This is a genomic window from Colwellia demingiae (genome assembly GCF_007954275.1).
Classification (GTDB): domain Bacteria; phylum Pseudomonadota; class Gammaproteobacteria; order Enterobacterales; family Alteromonadaceae; genus Colwellia; species Colwellia demingiae.
Genome location: NZ_VOLT01000001.1, coordinates 433,068 through 450,565, shown reverse-complemented (window position 1 = coordinate 450,565; position 17,498 = coordinate 433,068). Strand labels below are relative to the sequence as shown.

At 36.2% G+C, this 17,498-nt stretch carries 16 protein-coding genes; 7 read left to right on the top strand and 9 right to left on the bottom strand.

The genetic code is table 11. The annotated features are described in order from the left end of the window. Window positions 1–64 precede the first annotated feature (64 nt). Complete coding sequence (locus ESZ36_RS01930; protein WP_146782762.1) at window positions 65–556, top strand: helix-turn-helix transcriptional regulator; 492 nt, start codon at window positions 65–67, stop codon at window positions 554–556. Window positions 557–756: 200 nt separating this feature from the next. Here the strand turns inward: ESZ36_RS01930 and ESZ36_RS01925 are convergent, their stop codons facing one another. Both ESZ36_RS01925 and ESZ36_RS01920 read right to left on the bottom strand, forming a co-directional pair. Further along, the gene (locus tag ESZ36_RS01925; protein WP_146782759.1) at window positions 757–2,118 is read right to left on the bottom strand and encodes a sensor histidine kinase; all 1,362 of its coding nucleotides are present in this window, start codon (window positions 2,116–2,118) and stop codon (window positions 757–759) included. After that, the gene (locus ESZ36_RS01920) at window positions 2,111–2,788 is read right to left on the bottom strand and encodes a response regulator transcription factor (RefSeq protein WP_146782757.1); all 678 of its coding nucleotides are present in this window, start codon (window positions 2,786–2,788) and stop codon (window positions 2,111–2,113) included. The genes ESZ36_RS01925 and ESZ36_RS01920 overlap by 8 nt, the downstream gene beginning before the upstream one ends. A 222-nt stretch (window positions 2,789–3,010) precedes the next feature. Between ESZ36_RS01920 and ESZ36_RS01915 the strand changes: the two genes are divergently transcribed. The 3 genes from ESZ36_RS01915 to ESZ36_RS01905 are packed head-to-tail and all read left to right on the top strand — an operon-like array spanning window position 3,011 to window position 7,001. Continuing rightward, window positions 3,011–4,672: a phosphoethanolamine transferase gene (locus tag ESZ36_RS01915; protein ID WP_146782754.1), complete on the top strand. Its 1,662-nt coding sequence runs from the start codon at window positions 3,011–3,013 to the stop codon at window positions 4,670–4,672. Further along, window positions 4,669–5,040, top strand: coding sequence for a diacylglycerol kinase (locus tag ESZ36_RS01910; RefSeq protein WP_146782751.1), 372 nt, complete (start codon window positions 4,669–4,671; stop codon window positions 5,038–5,040). The genes ESZ36_RS01915 and ESZ36_RS01910 overlap by 4 nt, the downstream gene beginning before the upstream one ends. Continuing rightward, window positions 5,031–7,001: an LTA synthase family protein gene (locus ESZ36_RS01905; RefSeq protein ID WP_146782749.1), complete on the top strand. Its 1,971-nt coding sequence runs from the start codon at window positions 5,031–5,033 to the stop codon at window positions 6,999–7,001. Before ESZ36_RS01910 ends, ESZ36_RS01905 begins: the two co-directional genes overlap by 10 nt. A gap of 346 nt (window positions 7,002–7,347) precedes the next feature. Here ESZ36_RS01905 and ESZ36_RS01900 read toward each other — a convergent pair whose 3' ends face one another. Continuing rightward, entirely contained in the window at window positions 7,348–8,598 is a 1,251-nt protein-coding gene (locus ESZ36_RS01900; RefSeq protein ID WP_146782747.1) for a hypothetical protein, read from the bottom strand. Window positions 8,599–9,079: 481 nt separating this feature from the next. On the opposite strand from ESZ36_RS01900, the gene ESZ36_RS01895 reads away from it, so the two are divergent. Both ESZ36_RS01895 and ESZ36_RS01890 read left to right on the top strand, forming a co-directional pair. Continuing rightward, window positions 9,080–9,892: an enoyl-CoA hydratase gene (locus ESZ36_RS01895; RefSeq protein WP_146782744.1), complete on the top strand. Its 813-nt coding sequence runs from the start codon at window positions 9,080–9,082 to the stop codon at window positions 9,890–9,892. Window position 9,893: 1 nt separating this feature from the next. Then, window positions 9,894–10,349 carry a CoA-binding protein gene (locus ESZ36_RS01890; RefSeq protein WP_146782741.1) on the top strand — a complete coding sequence of 152 codons (456 nt, stop codon included), beginning with the start codon at window positions 9,894–9,896 and terminating at the stop codon, window positions 10,347–10,349. Window positions 10,350–10,441: 92 nt separating this feature from the next. Here ESZ36_RS01890 and ESZ36_RS01885 read toward each other — a convergent pair whose 3' ends face one another. From ESZ36_RS01885 to ESZ36_RS01865, 5 genes are all read right to left on the bottom strand, one after another. After that, on the bottom strand, window positions 10,442–12,484 hold the full coding sequence (locus ESZ36_RS01885) for a sensor domain-containing protein (protein ID WP_246128949.1): 2,043 nt from the start codon (window positions 12,482–12,484) through the stop codon (window positions 10,442–10,444). A gap of 419 nt (window positions 12,485–12,903) precedes the next feature. Beyond that, window positions 12,904–13,299 carry a CBS domain-containing protein gene (locus tag ESZ36_RS01880; RefSeq protein WP_146782739.1) on the bottom strand — a complete coding sequence of 132 codons (396 nt, stop codon included), beginning with the start codon at window positions 13,297–13,299 and terminating at the stop codon, window positions 12,904–12,906. Further along, complete coding sequence (locus ESZ36_RS01875; protein WP_011042775.1) at window positions 13,296–13,646, bottom strand: P-II family nitrogen regulator; 351 nt, start codon at window positions 13,644–13,646, stop codon at window positions 13,296–13,298. The genes ESZ36_RS01880 and ESZ36_RS01875 overlap by 4 nt, the downstream gene beginning before the upstream one ends. A 35-nt stretch (window positions 13,647–13,681) precedes the next feature. Further along, window positions 13,682–14,518, bottom strand: coding sequence for a DUF1538 domain-containing protein (locus ESZ36_RS01870; RefSeq protein WP_011042776.1), 837 nt, complete (start codon window positions 14,516–14,518; stop codon window positions 13,682–13,684). Further along, window positions 14,518–15,255 (bottom strand): DUF1538 domain-containing protein, encoded by a 738-nt coding sequence (locus tag ESZ36_RS01865; RefSeq protein WP_011042777.1) that lies wholly within the window; start codon window positions 15,253–15,255, stop codon window positions 14,518–14,520. The genes ESZ36_RS01870 and ESZ36_RS01865 overlap by 1 nt, the downstream gene beginning before the upstream one ends. Window positions 15,256–15,656: 401 nt before the next feature. Here ESZ36_RS01865 and trpB point away from each other — a divergent pair, with 401 nt between their 5' ends. Continuing rightward, window positions 15,657–16,859 (top strand): tryptophan synthase subunit beta, encoded by a 1,203-nt coding sequence (trpB, locus tag ESZ36_RS01860; protein ID WP_146782736.1) that lies wholly within the window; start codon window positions 15,657–15,659, stop codon window positions 16,857–16,859. 243 nt (window positions 16,860–17,102) lie between these two features. Here the strand turns inward: trpB and ESZ36_RS01855 are convergent, their stop codons facing one another. Then, window positions 17,103–17,489, bottom strand: a complete 387-nt coding sequence (locus tag ESZ36_RS01855) for a Cd(II)/Pb(II)-responsive transcriptional regulator (RefSeq protein ID WP_146782733.1) — start codon at window positions 17,487–17,489, stop codon at window positions 17,103–17,105. Window positions 17,490–17,498: the final 9 nt, after the last annotated feature.

The following is a 17,498-nucleotide window of genomic DNA, read 5'->3' as shown; positions in this document are numbered from 1 at the left end:
CTTATTCTTGCGTATGGTACATATGTCCATTGACTTCTCAATGGTCTGATTTTAAAGAGGTTTTATGAAGGATAAAGTTATACTGTTGGTTTTGATAATAATAATGATATTAAATTTTTTTGATGTGATCACCGATATATCGTTAGGCGTGCCAAATTGGCATATTGTTTCCGAAAGTCTCATTGTCATCGTTTCAGGTTTTGGTGCCCTGTTTTTAATTAGGGATATTCGTTTTCGAACATTAAATACTATTCAGTTAAAACAAGAGTTAGCATTTTCAGATAATAAGTTGAAAGATATCTCACAAGAGATGAAAAGTGCTCGTCATGAATATAGCAATGTTATTCATACACAGTTTGAACAATGGGTCTTAACGCCCAGTGAGCAAGAAGTTGCCATGTTATTACTGAAGGGACTTAGTTTTAAAGAAATAAGTGGTGTTAGAAATACCAAAGAAAAGACGGTTAGACAACAAGCCTCTGTTATCTATAGTAAAGCAAATGTAGAAGGACGACATGAGTTTGCTGCATGGTTTTTAGAAGACTTTATGGGGTAGATAAATAAACTATCGGTCAAGAATTTACTGTTAATAAAGTTTCATTACCTATAACGCTTGTAAGAAGTCTATTAAGTTATATCCCGTTCAGCGAAAATAAAAAGGCTTAAAGGAAAGTTAAATCGATTAAGCGAATCGAATAATCACGGATTTAACTATTCTTTAAATAAGCCGATAAATAAGTACATAATTGGACAAAACTACAACGACTTATTTTTTAAACGTTGAGTGAATGAAAATTTCGCACCGCCTAATGTAGATTCAGATACAGAAATATTGCCCTGCATTCTAATAGCCGCAGCTTTTGCTATTGATAGACCTAATCCTAGTCCCCCTGTTTTTCTGCTCCTACTTTTATCTAACCGGGCAAAAGGGATAAAAATAGTCTCTCTATCGTCAGGACTAATACCAATGCCATCATCTTCGACAATTAAGGTTATTTCACCATTGGAAATACTAGCGGTGAGTTGAATTTTTTCTTGAGCGTGGTTAAAGGCATTTTTAACAAAATTATCAATTAATAACCTTAAATAAATAGGGATGGTGGTTACTTCAATTAACTCATCAATTTCTACTATTATTTCTTTACTCTCTTTGTTTGTTAAAACATTGAGTCTTGACTCGACAAAAGCTTTTAATTCAATTGATTGGTAATGTTCAAATGACTCCTCTGCTTTGTCGGTATTTATTCGAGAGAATTCTACTATTTGTTTAATGAGTTCATTTATATCGACCACATAATTGTCGACGTCATCAACTAACTCCAAAATATCTGAATCCGTTGTTTTTTTGCGTATTAAGCCGGATGCTAATTGGATACGACTTAACGGTGTTCTCACTTCATGAGGGATAGCCTGCGAAAATATATCACGTTCTTTAACATTTGCAGCAATAGCCTGGGCCATCTCATTAAAGCTGTAAGCTAGTTCGTTCAAGGGTTTTTGAATTTTTGTATCCGCCTTAATATTCATGTTTCCCAAGCCGAATTGATAGTGAGAGTTAATTAGGGCTTTGATCTGAGTTTGTAATTTTTTGATAGGCCAATAAATAGTCACTCCTAGAAATAACGATGTGATGAGTATAATGAAGAAAAATAGCGTCTCATCGTGCTCGTCATCATCAACAAAAGACTCATCAGATAAATATACTTCACTTCTTTCACTATCCAACATTTCATAAATGATAAGGCTATTTTGTGATTTAGGTAAGCTAAACTCCGCCAAGCGCTCACCTTCTTCAAGTTCATAATAACGCGTATTTTTAATAGATTTTATAAACTGACATGATGTGCAAACACTGTCTTTGGTTTTTTTGGGGATAAATTTAGCTGTGAAATCTCTATTAAAAGGAAAAGGTAATTTAATGCGGCTTTGGTCTTTATTACTGTTAGCTTTAAGATCTATTTGCTCAAATATATAGTTGGCATCCCTTATAAAAAAGCTAAATTCTTCCTCTTCATAATAGATTTCCACAACAGTCTTTGTCAGTGCAACACTGATAAAAATCACTAACAAAATACTCAAATATAGCCGTGAAAATAGAGAAATTGACAATTTACTCATTGATTAATTTATATCCTTGATTTCTGATGGTCAGAATTATTTTATAGGGCATTTGGTTATCATCTAGTTTTTTTCTTAAACCAGATATTCTCATGTCGATAGACCTATTACTAAAGTCATAGTCTATTCCTCTTAATGCTTGGCAGCATTGATCACGAGAAATAACTTTACCTTCACTGTTTATTAGCATTTTTAACATTTCGTATTCCGCACCAGTAAGGTTCAATAACTCACCTTTGAATGTTATTTGATTACTATCCTCAATGATTGATAAGTTATTACTTAATTTAACATCATCAACGTTATTGGTTCGTCTTAAAAGTGCTTCTATTCTCGCTACAAGTACATGAGGCCGCAAAGGTTTCACTAAATAATCATCTGCTCCCATTTTTAATAAACTGACTTCGCTGACATCATCATCGCAAGCAGTCAAAATTAAAATAGGTTGATGATAAAACTTTCTTGCTTGCTTACAAATTTCGAAGCCATTCATCCCTGGTAGCATTAAATCAAGCACGATGAGATCTGGGCATTTATCTTTAATAGCGTCTAAAGCTAAAAGGCCATCGTCAACCACTTCAACATTATAGCCTTCGACCTCCAAGTACATTGCGGTTAATCGTGAGATCTCAGCATCATCTTCAATCAGTAATACATTGATTTTTTTCATTTCTCTTCCACTTCTTATCCTAATCACGATTCAAATTTAACGTAAAAGTTCCCTAAGTTAAACCCATGCTTACATGTGCTTACAAACCCTCTGCTCGACTTACACGTGCTTACTTTGTAAATGGATTCAAATTGCTAATCTCCATTTCAAATAATAGGTGCATTTTGACTAAGGGACTGTCGTTTCATCTACAACTCAAAACAGGTTATTGGTGAAAAGAAAATGTTAAAAATTCCTCAGCTGAATATAAATCAACTACTACTCACAACAGGGGTCTATTTTACCTTTGTTCTTAACTACCCATTTTTGAGTAGCTTTACTAAAGCGATATTAGCGTTAGAAGAATTTAACGTTTTATTTCTGCTTACTGTTCCTATTTTACTGTGTTCTTTACTTGTTATTTTATTTTCAGTTTTCTCAGTAAAGTACCTCGTTAAACCGGTACTGGTAATACTAATATTAGCCTCTTCTTTGGTTTTTTATGGTTCGCTACATTACGGCATCGTTTTTGATTACGGCATGATTCAGAACTCGGTTGAAACCAATAGTGCTGAAGTATTTTCTTATTTTAATATTGAACTTGTTTTATATTTTTTTGTTTTTGGTCTTATTCCCGCATGTCTTATTGCTCTATGTCCGGTGACTTACCAACCGCTATTTAGTGAAATTATATCGCGATTTAAATTGCTCTTATTGGCCATTATAACGGTTTGTGCTATCGGCTTTTTCTACTATCAAGACTACGCATCAGTTGGCAGAAATAATCGTCATTTAAACAAATTCATCGTCCCTAGCCAGTTTGTCTCTAGTGGATTTAAATATATAAAATACAATTACTTTGATGAGCCAATCACCTTTGTATCTCTTGATAAATCGCCCATTGATGCTAGTCCAAATGATAAAGAAGTTATTGTCTTAGTGGTAGGGGAAACAGCGAGAGCTAAAAACTTTTCAGCCAATGGTTATGAAAAATCAACCAATAGTCATACCCAAGCGTACCAAGTCGTTTCATTTAAAAATATGTATTCCTGTGGAACCGCAACGGCAGTGTCAGTACCGTGCATGTTTTCTTCATTGAGCCGTGAAAATTTTAATAGAAGAAAAGCTGATCATCAACAAAATCTGCTTGATGTAATGTCTCTTGCCGGTGTTGATGTGTTATGGGTCGATAATAATGGTTGCAAAGATGTTTGTAACCGAATTCCAACCATCAAAGTGGATGTTAACCAAGACAATTCGCTATGTGATGATAAATATTGCCAAGATGAAGTTTTATTAACGCCATTAAAACACAAGCTAGCTAATTTAAGTCAAAACAAAACAGTTATTGTGCTGCATATGATGGGGTCTCATGGACCTACGTATTTCAAACGATACCCAAACCAGCATAAGAAATTTATCCCCGATTGCAGCCGAAGTGATATCCAGAATTGTTCCTCTGAAGAATTAATTAATACCTACGACAATACGATTGCTTATACCGATTATGTTTTATCGAAAGTGATAGAACAATTAAAAATCCTGCCAAACAATATCAATAAATCAATGGTTTATATATCAGATCATGGAGAGTCTCTTGGCGAGTCAGGAGCTTATTTACATGGTTTTCCTTATGCTTTTTCACCAAAAGAACAGCGTCATATTCCAATGTTGGTTTGGATGTCACAGCAAAAACAACAGAAAAACAATAATCCTGAATGTTTAACGCAGTTAGCTGATAGCGGAAATTATAGCCACGACAACATTTATCACAGCATGCTTGGCTTACTCGATATTAATAGTTCGACCTACCAAAAAAGCTTAGACATTTTTTCAAAATGCCCCCGTTCAACGACAAACTCAGCGATTCAAATTGCTCAAGTCCAACCAGGAAAATCTCAATGAAATTTGACAACAACAATAAAAAAACAGGTATCAACAGAATTATTTCAGCTTTTGAAAATACGTGTAAAGGTTTTTACTGGTTAAGTAAAAATGAAGCGGCATTTAAACAGGAAATTATATTAACCATAACGTTAACCATTGTAAGTTTTTTTCTTGATGTTAATGCGTTAGAGCGCACGCTCTTAATCGCTTCTTTGTTACTTATTTTGTTAACCGAAACACTAAATACCGCGATAGAGGCTGTTGTTGACCGCGTAGGATTAGAGCTTCATGAACTATCGGGATTAGCAAAAGATTTAGGTTCAACTGCAGTTTTTATTAGTTTTACTATTGCTGTTGTCGTTTGGGGAGGCATTTTATGCTTTTAGCTCAAACTCATTTACTTAACGGTACTAGAACAAAAGTAAACTTTAAAAAAGTACTGGGGCCATTATGGGTCAGTGTTATATTTTTTCTTGTCGCCTTGGTCATATTATCGGCTTTTCGCTTAGGGTTTGTTATTTGGCAAGCGGATAGAGTTAGTACTATCCATGATTTTTTATCGATAATGATAAATGGTCTTCGGATAGATACTTCTTCGTTATGCTATTTATTTTTACCGCCGATTTTAGTTACTCTGCTTTGTTATAACATTAATAAAGGGCAGGCGTTATTGCAGCATTTTTTAATGTTTTGGTACACCAGTTCCATCGCTCTATTGGTTTATTTGGAAGTGATTACGCCAACATTTATTTTAGAATATGACTTAAGACCGAACCGCCTGTTAATTGAATATCTGATTTATCCTAAAGAAGTTTTTTCAATGTTATGGACTGGATACAAACTTGAAATTTTTATCAGTTTATCAATGCTGAGTTTAACAATAATAACGACAATTAAATTATTCAAACTAAGCTGGATAGCTAAAGCAGATACGCGGATTAAATATAAAGTATGCATTAGTATTGTTTTAGTCATTACGCTTATATTAGGCGCTAGGTCGTCACTGGGCCACCGTCCTTTAAACCCTGCAATGGTATCCTTTTCTACCGATCACCTACTTAATGACCTAACGCTAAACTCAAGTTATTCTGCTGCGTTTGCTATAAAACAAATGAGCTTGGAAAATCCCAGTTCAAAATATTATGGCAAAATGAACCAAAATAAAATCATTGAATTGGTTAGACAAAATACCTTAAGCGATATCAAAGACTTTAGTGATGATACTTTTCCAACACGAGCCATACGCCATGCAAGTTATTCAGGAAAACCTAAAAATTTAGTTATTTTATTGCAAGAAAGCTTAGGTGCTAGATATGTAGGTCACCTTGGCGGATTACCACTAACGCCAAATCTCGACAAACTAATGTCGCAAGGGTGGAATTTTACCAATTTGTACGCAACAGGTACACGTTCAGTGCGTGGTATAGAAGCGGTTATCACTGGCTTTACTCCAACACCTTCAAGATCTGTGGTTAAGCTAGATAAATCGCAACGAAACTTTTTTACCATCGCAAGTTTACTAAAACAAAGTGGTTACCACACACAATTTGTTTATGGTGGAGAAAGTCACTTTGACAATATGAAAAGCTTTTTCTTAGGCAATGGTTTCAGTGATATTGTTGATTTAGATAACTTTGCAAAGGTTGACTTTGAAGGTTCGTGGGGCGCATCAGATGAGGACTTATATGATCAAGCACATATCGAATTTGAGCAATTACAAAAGCAAAACCAACCTTTTTTTAGTCTAGTGTTCACAAGTTCTAATCATTCACCGTTTGACTACCCCGATGGAAAAATATCTCCTTATGATAAAGAAAAGAATACCCGAAATAATGCGGCAAAATATTCAGATTTTGCCTTGGGGCAATTTATTAAAAAAGCGAAGTCATCATCTTATTGGCAAGATACCGTCTTTTTAGTTGTCGCTGACCATGATTCAAGAGTTGCAGGAGCAAGTCTTGTACCGATAGAACACTTTCGTATTCCAGGGGTGATTTTTGGTGAAGATATTGAGGTAAAATCAGACAATAGATTAGTGAGCCAAATCGACTTAGCACCCACTTTATTATCACTTATAGGTATTGGCGGTTCGACCCCAATGTTAGGACATGATTTAACACAATACATACCTATCTCTAAACAAAGAGCGATGATGCAATACGATAAAAACTTTGCCTATATGACATCCAAGGATGTGACAGTGTTACAACCTCATAAAAAAGCTAGGGCATTTAACTATGTTGAAAAGAAATTGATTGAAACAACTGTTAGTACAGACATGTCAGAGCGAGCAAAAGCCCATGTCTTGTTTGGTAGCCTAGCGTATCAAAAACAGTGGTATCAGTAGGTTTTGAGGGAAAATACCAAGTTAATTAACGGTATTCTCCACTGCACGGTAAATAACTTGGTAGATTAGGTATTAGTTATTAGATTTGGTATTAGACTATAGTTAACTTGTTTGTTTGAGATTGATTTAGTTTATTTACATTGTTGGCGCTCAATTGTTTTAATTGCGCGATAGGCAAACTATTTAAGTGAGTGGCATTTAACTTATTTAATTGTGTGCTATTAAGCTTTTTAAATGTTTGGTGGATTATTTGTTTAATTCAATAACTGATAGTCCATTAATCGTCTACCTTGAGTGGTTATCTTGATTATCACCTAAGGTAGACGAATTGCATTTGTTCTCGCTATTAAGCGCTAGGTACATCCATCGTGGTGTCAGTAAATCTCATTTTCTCAATATCTGTTAGCGTGTTTAATCCGTCGCGGTTATCTTGTAAGTCTTTTACCGTTACTTGATCATTATCACGGGTAATTTGATACTCAGATGAGGGACCTGAAAATATCACTGTATTGACTACTGAGTTTCCAGTAATGTTATTATTAAGCTGGTTAACAACAACATTACTTTCATTCTCTCCGGTGAGAGTGACGTCTTTTAAATACTGAGAATGATTTGTATAAGACAAGCTAGTGCTAAATCTCAAGCTAAAATCACCAACAAAACTACCATCAATACGTGCGTTATAGGTTAAGTAGGGATGAAAAAATTTGTTATCCATTATGGCTGAGCCTGCAGGATCTTTTGTTGCTAGATCATCACGGGTTTTAGCAATGTACATGCCCCACATACCGTATGGACTATCAAATGCGCCCCAAAGGCCATAATAAGTATCAATTACAGAAGCTAAGTATTCTTGCGATAAGCTATTTTCTGCAGTCAGTTCTGTTATCCAACTAGCTTGGCTTGCTGGCCATGCCCAAAGTTTACCTGACAGGGCTGTGATTTGTGCAGCACGAATATCTGCTTGGTACTCAGGTAGAGCCCCGTTAAAGCTCGGGTTTTGGTCTACGCCTATGCCATTATCATGAACAAAATGTAAAATCTCTTCAAAAGATGCATCACGATGTTCGTAATTTTGATTAATGTACCAGTTACCACCCTCTACTTGCATTTCACCATAATATAATGGTTGACCATCAAGCTCTGACGCGGCATTAGTGCCATCATCTACACCATTTAATAACAACAGTACTGAGCCGCTAGCGGCTATTTTATTGGCAACAGCGCTTTTATCTGCACCATATACAGAAGCAGGGAGATCAGTTAAATAGTGTTGTAATATATTTCGAGCACGAACAATTTGATAATCAGTAATTCCATCTTGAGCAAGAATATTAATGGCGCCACCATTAGGTGTATCTACCTTGGTATGACGGTCAAATTTTAAAGCCGCGGTGTACATACTTTTTAATGACTCGGGTATTGCTGAGATACCTAAGTCATTTACTGTCGCAGTCGGGGGTGTAATAGGAGTAGTGGGTTTAATCGGTGCTGGAATTGGAGCTACCGTTGGGGCAGGAGCTGTTTTAGAGTCACTACCACAAGCTGAAAGTGCACCGGCTAACAGGGTAAGAGTAAAAATATTTTTAATGTTCATTATATAAAAGCCTTAATAATTCAAATAAGTAAAAACAGTTTATATTAGCGCTAGAGAGATATTTGTAAGGCAAAGTAAGCAGGAACCAACTTTCGAGGTATGGCTACAGATGTATCAGCCTTAAGTACTATTATAACTTTGATTATTAAGGATTTAATTTTGCTTACAAATGCTTACGTACATTTGCCTCTTTGAGATTAGTGATGTAGGTGAGGGCGTTTTTATTAATGACCCAGCAGCTAATGGCAAAGAGTGTAGTGGTAGGTATATTCATTTTTCCATTGAATGAAAGCGATGTAGGTGTGGTAATGTGTTTATAGCCTTTTACTTGAAGATGCATGATTCAGCTTGCTTTATAGTTGTTTAGTAAGGAATTATTATCACGCTTAGTTTTAAATACAGTTTTAAATACAGTTTTAAATACAGCTTCAAATATAGTGCTAAGTAACAACATGGAATAATTATCATAAATAGGAATGTCATGACTCTAACTAATGAAAATCAACCTTATGTTTTAGCCAACACAAATAATCATGTTCTTTGGTTATCTATGAATCGACCGAAAGAAAGAAATCCTTTATCTTCAGCTATGTTAAGGGCTTTATATGCGCATATAAGCGAAGCGAGTGAGAATGATGATATTCGGGTCATTGTTATAACGGGCGAAGGTGGTGTTTTTTCAGCGGGTCATGATTTAAAAGAAATGTCAGGCAGAAAAGAAAACTGTGAGCCTGATAATGCTAAACGAGTCAAAGCTGTTTTAGATGACTGCACACAACTGATGATGTCACTGGTTAAGTCTCCTAAAGCCATTATTGCTTGTGTACAAGGGACGGCAAGCGCGGCTGGCTGTCAGCTGGTTTCTATGTGCGATTTAGCGCTTACTCAAGATCAAGCTAAATTTTGTGCACCAGGCGTAAATATAGGTACATTTTGCACCACTCCGCTAGTAGGTATAGGGCGTAACATGCATCGTAAGCATGCGATGGAAATAGCATTAACAGGTGATATGTTCAGTGCAGAAGATGCTATGCGTTTTGGATTGGTAAACAAGGTTGTTAAAATAGAAGACTTAAAATATGAAACTGAAAAGTTAGCGAATAAAATAGCTCAAAAATCAGCGGTTGGTATTCATTCAGGCAAACTTGCTTTCTATCAGCAAATTGAAGAGCCTATCGAAAACGCCTATATTTCAGCAAGTCATGCTATGTTGCATGCCATGTTATCTGATGAATGTGAAGAAGGTGTCAGTGCCTTTTTTGATAAAAGAGCACCACAATGGCAAGGACTTTAATATGAGCATTGAGCTTATTCATGATAGGTATGATCTTGAAGATCGTAAGGTTATTGACACGTTAAAACAGGTCAAAACGATTGCCTTGATCGGTGCTAGTTCAAAACCAGAGCGCGATAGTTATAAAGTGATGGCTTTTTTAATGAATGAAGGTTATCAAGTTTTCCCTATCAACCCACTTCTTTCGGGAACAACAATCATGGATCAAAAGGTTTATGGTAGTTTAGGTGATATATCTTCACCTATCGATATGATTGACGTGTTTCGTCAGTCTAAGTACCTGTACGATATAGTTGTTGAGGCTAAGCAAGCCAATATTAACACGATATGGACACAACTCGGGGTAACTGAGGTAAAGGCTGAATTATTAGCGGTAGAAAGCGGTATTACTATGATTGTAAATCGTTGCCCCGCAATAGAAATACCTAGATTAAAGCTTGCGCTTAATACAGATTGATTACATAGCTCAAATAAACGTTAACGATGTCCAGATCCCTTATAAAGACAACGTTATAGTAAATTCAAAACATTGAACAAATAACTCTGATACTAGGGAAAAGTTATTTGTTCTGAGTATTTATTGCTTTCACTCAATTGCTGCATAGCAGTGTTGTAAAATTGTATATTATTACGGCCAGCTATTTTTGCCTGATATAACGCAAGGTCTGCGGCTTTTAACAGCTGAGTTGCAATACAGCCATCTTGAGGTGCAAGACAAACCCCCAAACTACAGGTGATTGAAAAAGTATGTTCACCGACATGAATAGGCTCTGATAAAGACTGAAGAATATTTTCCGCCACCCGCTGAGCATCAGATAGTATACTGACTTCCTGTAACAGTATTATAAACTCATCTCCCCCAAAACGAGACACGGTATCCTCTTTACGAGTGCACAAGAGTAATTTCCGTGCTACTTCTTTTAATATTAAATCACCTACGTCATGACCATAGGTATCATTAATATCTTTGAAATGATCAAGATCGAGCATAACGAGTCCAATACCGCTTCGATTTTGATAACTGATAATTTGAATAGCTTGGTTAAGGCGATCATCAAACAAACGGCGATTAGCTAAACCCGTTAAGGGATCTCTGAGGGCTAATTCTTCCATTTTTAAATGCTTGGATTTATGTTCAGTTATATCCTGACTAACACTAACAAACTGACTTATTTCTCCATTCTCATTCCTAATGGGTGAAATGGACATCATCGACCAATAAAATTCACCGTTTTTGGTACAGTTATAGGTTTCTCCATGCCAATCATCACCGGCAAGAATTGTTTTCCATAATTCGGTATGTAGTTCTGTTCGCGTATTCGCGGTACTAATTAAGCTTGGTGTCTGACCAATAACTTCTTGTTCACTGTAACCAGTTACCACGCAAAACCGAGGATTAACGTATTCGATAATACCGTTTTTATCAGTGATAATAATTGAGCTGGCGCTATGTTTTACTGCACTGTTTAATGTTCTTAGTTCTACTTCTTTAAGCTTGCGTTCGGTAATATCAGTAATATAAGTAAAAAAACCGTTACCATCGGCCATAACTGTCGCCTTGTATCGAATAAATACATGATGGCCATTTTTGTGCCTTAGGGTTAATTCGGCGGCTAGGTGCGAGTGAGAACGAGTCATAATCAACTGTTGACGTAATTGCTTACGGGATTCAGAGGTGACGAAGACTAATACTGATTTTCCCTGCATTTCAGTTAATGAATAACCTGCTAGTTGGCAAATAGCGGTATTAGAAAAGTTGATATCTAATTGTGGTGTAAGAATTAAAAATCCTTCAGAGGTTGTTTCTATAAATGAGCGGAATTTTTGTTCGCTTTCTAAAAGGGCTTTTTCGGCCTGACGCTGATCGGTAATATCATGGATAATTGAATAAAGTACCTTACGGTCAGCCATTATTATAGGGCCTGAATAGACACAAACATCCCTTATTTCGCCGTTTTTAAGTTGATGTCTAAAATTAAAATAGTCACGCTTTTCGGTTAGTGCTAGTTCTATTTCCGCTTCTATTTTGTCAACTGACAGTACATTGATATCGCTGATAGATAAGTTATTGAATTCTTGTTCGTTATAGCCGTAGAATATTTCAGCAGCACCATTTGCTTTGATGATTTTTTGAGTATTGGGATCTATCAGTAACTCAATCGCTTTGTTTTTATCGAACAACTGGTAGTATTTTTCTGAGGATTCGCGTAACTGCTGCTCTGCTAGTTTACGTTCAGTTATATCAAGCAGATAACCTTTAGCGAGAGTTGGCAATCCTGTAACCTCTGTTTTCAATATCGTTTTTTCATAGACCCAACGAATATCACCACCTTTGGTAAATATTCGATAGTCCTGTTCAAAATAAACGATATCGTTCTTTAAAAAAGCGACCATTTCTTTGACAATACGATCTAAATCTTCAGGGTGGACAATGTCAGTAAATGTTAGCTTTTTTGATAAGAACTCCGCTGGTTCATAGCCAAATTGATGAACATTATTCGTTATTTTTACCACAGGCCAACCCGGCGTAAGTTGCCAGGTAAACAAAATAACAGGTCCTTGTTCAAATAGTTCCTCATCAGAAAATTCCAAAGTATTTCTCCCCTTAGATACAACAATAATGAGCTTTATTATTATTAATTAAGTTTCACATTGTCATGTTGACCTTGATCAACCGCATAACTATAAAAAGCCAACAAAAGAGCAACGTCTGCTAAATTATTATCGCCAATTTTCTATAAAAACGATCGCGATTGAGGAAGTGTACAAATACAAGAACGACTGTTTTCAGCACGAGGAAATATCACTGGGTGTTTTGGATTTGAAAACTAAGTGAAACTGTTTATGATGGGTATGAAAATTGAACGACATAGAAAAGATTAGCAATCAAATATAGGTTTTTGATTGCTAAGAGTACTGTATTTAAGTTATCTATAAGATTGATGTTTGAGCATTGTTGAGCCTCTGCATTACTGCAACAATGCTGTGGAAACTATCTGTCTTAGCTAACGTTATTCAACTTGGCTAAAAACCATATTGGTATAATCAACCATACCAATAATGTTTTTATTTTCAATAACAGGTGCAAGGTGAATACTTAAACGTTCAAACAATCGAGCGCAATATCTTACATCCATGTCAGGTAATACACTGACCAATGGTTTTGTCATTATTTCATATAAGTTCACGCGATCTGGAGAACGATCTTTTGCCAGTACTTCTTTGGCAATATCAGCAAGCATGACTAATCCGTATTCATCTTGTTCATTACGTTTATTAATAATCAACGCGCTAATGTTGTGCTCTTTGGCTAATTTAATACCTTCAGCAACAGTCATCATACCATCAGCAAATTGATAGTTGTTGGTAGTCATTACATCTTTAACTTGTACAAACTTATGGGTCATAGCTCTTCCTCAATTTTACCTTTTAAGCGCTCCACCTGATGAGCTACTCCTACTGCATCTTCGACATTTAATTGAATAGCAATACCTTTACCTGGGTCTTCATCAAAACCAGCAATATTGCTAATTCGTTCAAGAATTTTTCTTGCTAAGTGCTGTTCAACAACAAAAAGCAATACATCTCTTTGTGTCTCAAGTTGCATGCCAAAAAAAGTGCGCTGGCGTTTAACACCTTCGCCTCGGGCATTATTTATTATGGTTGCGCCTGTTGCGCCTGCCATTCTTGCGCCTTTCATAACGTCGTCTGTTACAGCGTCGTCAACAAAGGCAACAATTAGTTTGAATTGCATGTGATCACCTGTTTTATTTGTCTTCTTAGACTCTTTTAAGGAGCCTCGTTATTTCTGTTTAAATTACGTTTTTCTTCTTTAATTCTTTTTCTTTTTTCTAATTTTTTATTCGTCCGATGTGTTTTGGCTTCAGTGAGCTGAGCATAAGCCATTACCGCAATGATTGGACATAAACTCGCGAAAGCGATTAAACCAAAGCCGTCAATTAAAGGACTACGCCCAGGAATGGTACTGGCTAGACCTAAACCCAAAGCAGCAACTAAAGGAACGGTTACGGTTGATGTTGTTACTCCGCCAGAATCATAGGCCAATGGCACTATAAGTTTAGGACAATAAAAAGTTTGAATGACCACAACAATATAACCGGCAATAATATAGTAATGAATAGGGTGACCAACGACGATGCGATAGCTCCCTAAAGCGATACCAAAAGCAACGCCAATAGCGACTGAAATCCTCAGGCTATTTGCGTTAATAGCACCACCGGAAACTTCTTCGGCTTTAAGGGCTACGGCAATAAGCGAGGGCTCTGCAATGGTCGTACTAAAACCAATAGCGGCGGCAAAAATATAAACCCACTTATAATCGGTCCAATGAATGCTTGTTAATACTTGCTCGCCAGCATGAATAAATTCGGGTGCGGTTAGCTGTTCTGCCATCATTTTTCCGAGCGGAAATAAGGCTTTTTCTAAACCAAGCAAAAACAGCGCTAAACCAATAAGTACATAAATAAAACCGAAGCCTACTTGCTTGATGTGCGGAATAGGTTTGCGAATAACCAACAGTTGAAAGCCTAAAATTATCGACAGAATAGGTAAAACATCAATAACGGTATTTTTTAAGGTGGTCAAAAATTCAAATAATAAATCCATTAACTGATCACCATGCCGTAAATCATCACAAAAATCATTGGTGTTAATGAGGCAAAAGCAATCAAACCAAAGCCGTCAATCATCGGGTTTCTACCTTTTATTGCAGAGGCTAAACCAACACCTAATGCTGTTACTAAGGGAACGGTAATCGTTGACGTAGTAACGCCACCAGAATCGTATGCAATGCCAATAATCCAGCTAGGAGCAATTAATGTCATCAATACCACAACAACATAGCCGCCCAGAATTAAATATTGTATAGGCCATCCACGAATTATGCGTAATACGCCAATAACAATGGCAAAACCAACAGCAAAGGCAACGGTAAAACGTAAACCATTGGCATAAGAAAGTTGTGATTCTAACGTATCAGCAATGATCCCTCCTGATGCAGCAACAATTGCCGCTTCTTTTGCTACAGCGATTAAGGAAGGCTCAGCCACCGTTGTGCCAAATCCCAAACAAAAGGCAAAAGTCAGTAACCAGCTAATGCTGCCTTTTTTGGCGAATGCTTGCGCCATTGATTCACCAATGGGGAATAAGCCCATTTCTAAACCGTAAATAAAGAACGTTAAACCCAAGACGACTAATGCTAGGCCAACTAATATATCGCCAATATTAGGCATGGGTTGTTGCAGCACGGCAAATTGAAAAAATGCAATAACGAGGATAATGGGTAGCAAGTCTTTACAACTACCTAATAATGCTTTTAGAAAAACGATAAACTGATGATTCATAAATAATAAATTAATGGGGATTACCTAATATTATAAAATTAATTAAAACAATTACTTTGATTCAACACAAGGTAATTGTTTAATTAACATTAAATATAAGCGTTTTTTGGGCTTTACTGTGAGCGACTCATTTAATGCAGCTACAATTTTGCTAAAACACTGTAATTGCATCATCTTATGAAGCTAATTTTTAGGGGGTGGGTGGAAAGAAAAACTGTTGAGATAACCTATATTTCATCAAAATACTCTCGTAAATTTTAAATGGCTTATCCTACCTTTCTTGTATAATGAATTCTTTCCCGTTTATTTGATTTAGATTGGGATAATAGGCAGATTTATCCTTGCGGTATTTTTTATCGCTGGTTATTATTTTTACTCTCCCATAATCATAAAGGAATAAAATGAAAGAAAATTATTTTAAAAAGTACCCGAACAAAGACGGATTTTTTAATGAATATGGTGGTGCATTTATTCCCCCAAATTTAGAAGACGAGATGAAAAAAATTAACGATGCTTACTTTGCTATCAGTAAGTCCCATAAATTTATTTCAGAGCTTCGTGATATTAGAAAATATTATCAAGGTCGTCCTACTCCTGTTTATCATTGCCAACGTTTATCAGAAAAATATGGCGGCCAAATTTATTTAAAAAGAGAAGATTTAAACCATACGGGTGCACATAAGTTAAATCATTGTATGGGCGAAGCCTTACTTGCTAAACACTTAGGTAAAAAGAAGCTAATTGCTGAAACGGGCGCAGGACAACATGGTGTTGCACTTGCTACCGCAGCAGCTTATTTTGGCTTAGAGTGCGAAATTCATATGGGCGAAGTTGATATTAAAAAAGAGTACCCTAATGTACTACGCATGAAAGTGTTAGGGGCAACTGTTATTCCCGTAACTCATGGCTTAAAAACTTTAAAAGAAGCGGTAGATAGTGCTTTTGAAGCGTACCTTAAAGATCCAATTTCAACCATTTATTGTATAGGCTCTGTTGTGGGTCCACATCCATTCCCAATGATAGTGCGTGATTTTCAACGTGTTATTGGCATTGAAGCGAGGGAGCAATTTTTCGAAATGACAGGTGAGTTACCTGATAGCGTTGTCGCTTGTATTGGTGGTGGCAGTAACGCGATGGGAATTTTCTCATCCTTTTTAGAAGATGATGAGACTCAATTGTTTGGTATAGAACCTGCGGGGAAATCTTTTAAAATGGGAGAGCATGCTGCCACGATGACTCTTGGTAAGCCTGGTCTTATTCATGGTTTTAAATGTTATATCCTACAAGATGAAAATGGTGATCCAGCACCAGTGCATTCTATTGCAAGTGGTCTTGATTACCCTGGCGTAGGTCCAGAGCACAGTATGTTGAAGGACTTAAATAAAGTTACCTACGACAGTATTACGGATAAAGAGTGTATTGATGCATTTTATGAATTAAGTCGATTAGAAGGAATTATCCCTGCTTTAGAAAGTGCCCATGCGGTTGCTTACGCTATGAAGCTTGCGCAGAAATTCCCAGAAAAATCGGTACTCGTTAATTTAAGTGGTCGAGGAGATAAAGATCTCGATTACGTTGTAGATACTTTTGGTTTACCTGAGTAAATAAACAACTAATATTTCCTAGAGAACAACAGGTGATGATTTTCATTATTGCCTGTTTTCATTTAAAAAAATCACCATTCATCTCTCTGATAAAATACTTCCATAGCCTGTTTATACCGCGTTAAATAATCAAACCATAGAATGACTATGCTTAAATTATTTGCCTTGCCTAAAGTAGTTTTAATTCCCTCTGAAATCCTGCACTTTGATTGGTAACGGGTATATTAATGACTATGAGTAAACTTATTGCTTTAAATTTTTCAATATTTCACATTCCCCAACAATATCATTTGAACAAGATTTTGCTAACGTATGTAGCGTTTTCTCTAATAATGATAACTCGTTTATCGTCTTACGAACATTCTCCAATTGTTGCTCAATAAGCAGATCTACTTCACTGCACGATGATGTTGTGTCTGTTTGTACTTGTATCAATATTTTTATTTTCTCAAGAGGAATTTGTAGCTCTCGACATCGACGAATAAAAATCAAGTTATCGACATCGATTGAACTGTACTCTCGATAACCATTGCTATTGCGAGATGCTTTAGGCAATAAACCAACGTCCTCATAATATCGAATGGTTTTACTGAGCACATTGGTTAATTTAGATAGTTGATTTATTTTCATAACGCTTGA

Excerpts from the sequence above, each read along its gene's own strand:
- ESZ36_RS01930 (WP_146782762.1), top strand. The coding sequence starts at position 65 with ATGAAGGATAAAGTTATACTGTTGGTTTTGATAATAATAATGATATTA.
- ESZ36_RS01925 (WP_146782759.1), bottom strand. The coding sequence starts at position 2,118 with ATGAGTAAATTGTCAATTTCTCTATTTTCACGGCTATATTTGAGTATT.
- ESZ36_RS01920 (WP_146782757.1), bottom strand. The coding sequence starts at position 2,788 with ATGAAAAAAATCAATGTATTACTGATTGAAGATGATGCTGAGATCTCA.
- ESZ36_RS01915 (WP_146782754.1), top strand. The coding sequence starts at position 3,011 with ATGTTAAAAATTCCTCAGCTGAATATAAATCAACTACTACTCACAACA.
- ESZ36_RS01910 (WP_146782751.1), top strand. The coding sequence starts at position 4,669 with ATGAAATTTGACAACAACAATAAAAAAACAGGTATCAACAGAATTATT.
- ESZ36_RS01905 (WP_146782749.1), top strand. The coding sequence starts at position 5,031 with ATGCTTTTAGCTCAAACTCATTTACTTAACGGTACTAGAACAAAAGTA.
- ESZ36_RS01900 (WP_146782747.1), bottom strand. The coding sequence starts at position 8,598 with ATGAACATTAAAAATATTTTTACTCTTACCCTGTTAGCCGGTGCACTT.
- ESZ36_RS01895 (WP_146782744.1), top strand. The coding sequence starts at position 9,080 with ATGACTCTAACTAATGAAAATCAACCTTATGTTTTAGCCAACACAAAT.
- ESZ36_RS01890 (WP_146782741.1), top strand. The coding sequence starts at position 9,894 with ATGAGCATTGAGCTTATTCATGATAGGTATGATCTTGAAGATCGTAAG.
- ESZ36_RS01880 (WP_146782739.1), bottom strand. The coding sequence starts at position 13,299 with ATGACCCATAAGTTTGTACAAGTTAAAGATGTAATGACTACCAACAAC.
- ESZ36_RS01875 (WP_011042775.1), bottom strand. The coding sequence starts at position 13,646 with ATGCAATTCAAACTAATTGTTGCCTTTGTTGACGACGCTGTAACAGAC.
- ESZ36_RS01870 (WP_011042776.1), bottom strand. The coding sequence starts at position 14,518 with ATGGATTTATTATTTGAATTTTTGACCACCTTAAAAAATACCGTTATT.
- ESZ36_RS01865 (WP_011042777.1), bottom strand. The coding sequence starts at position 15,255 with ATGAATCATCAGTTTATCGTTTTTCTAAAAGCATTATTAGGTAGTTGT.
- trpB (WP_146782736.1), top strand. The coding sequence starts at position 15,657 with ATGAAAGAAAATTATTTTAAAAAGTACCCGAACAAAGACGGATTTTTT.
- ESZ36_RS01855 (WP_146782733.1), bottom strand. The coding sequence starts at position 17,489 with ATGAAAATAAATCAACTATCTAAATTAACCAATGTGCTCAGTAAAACC.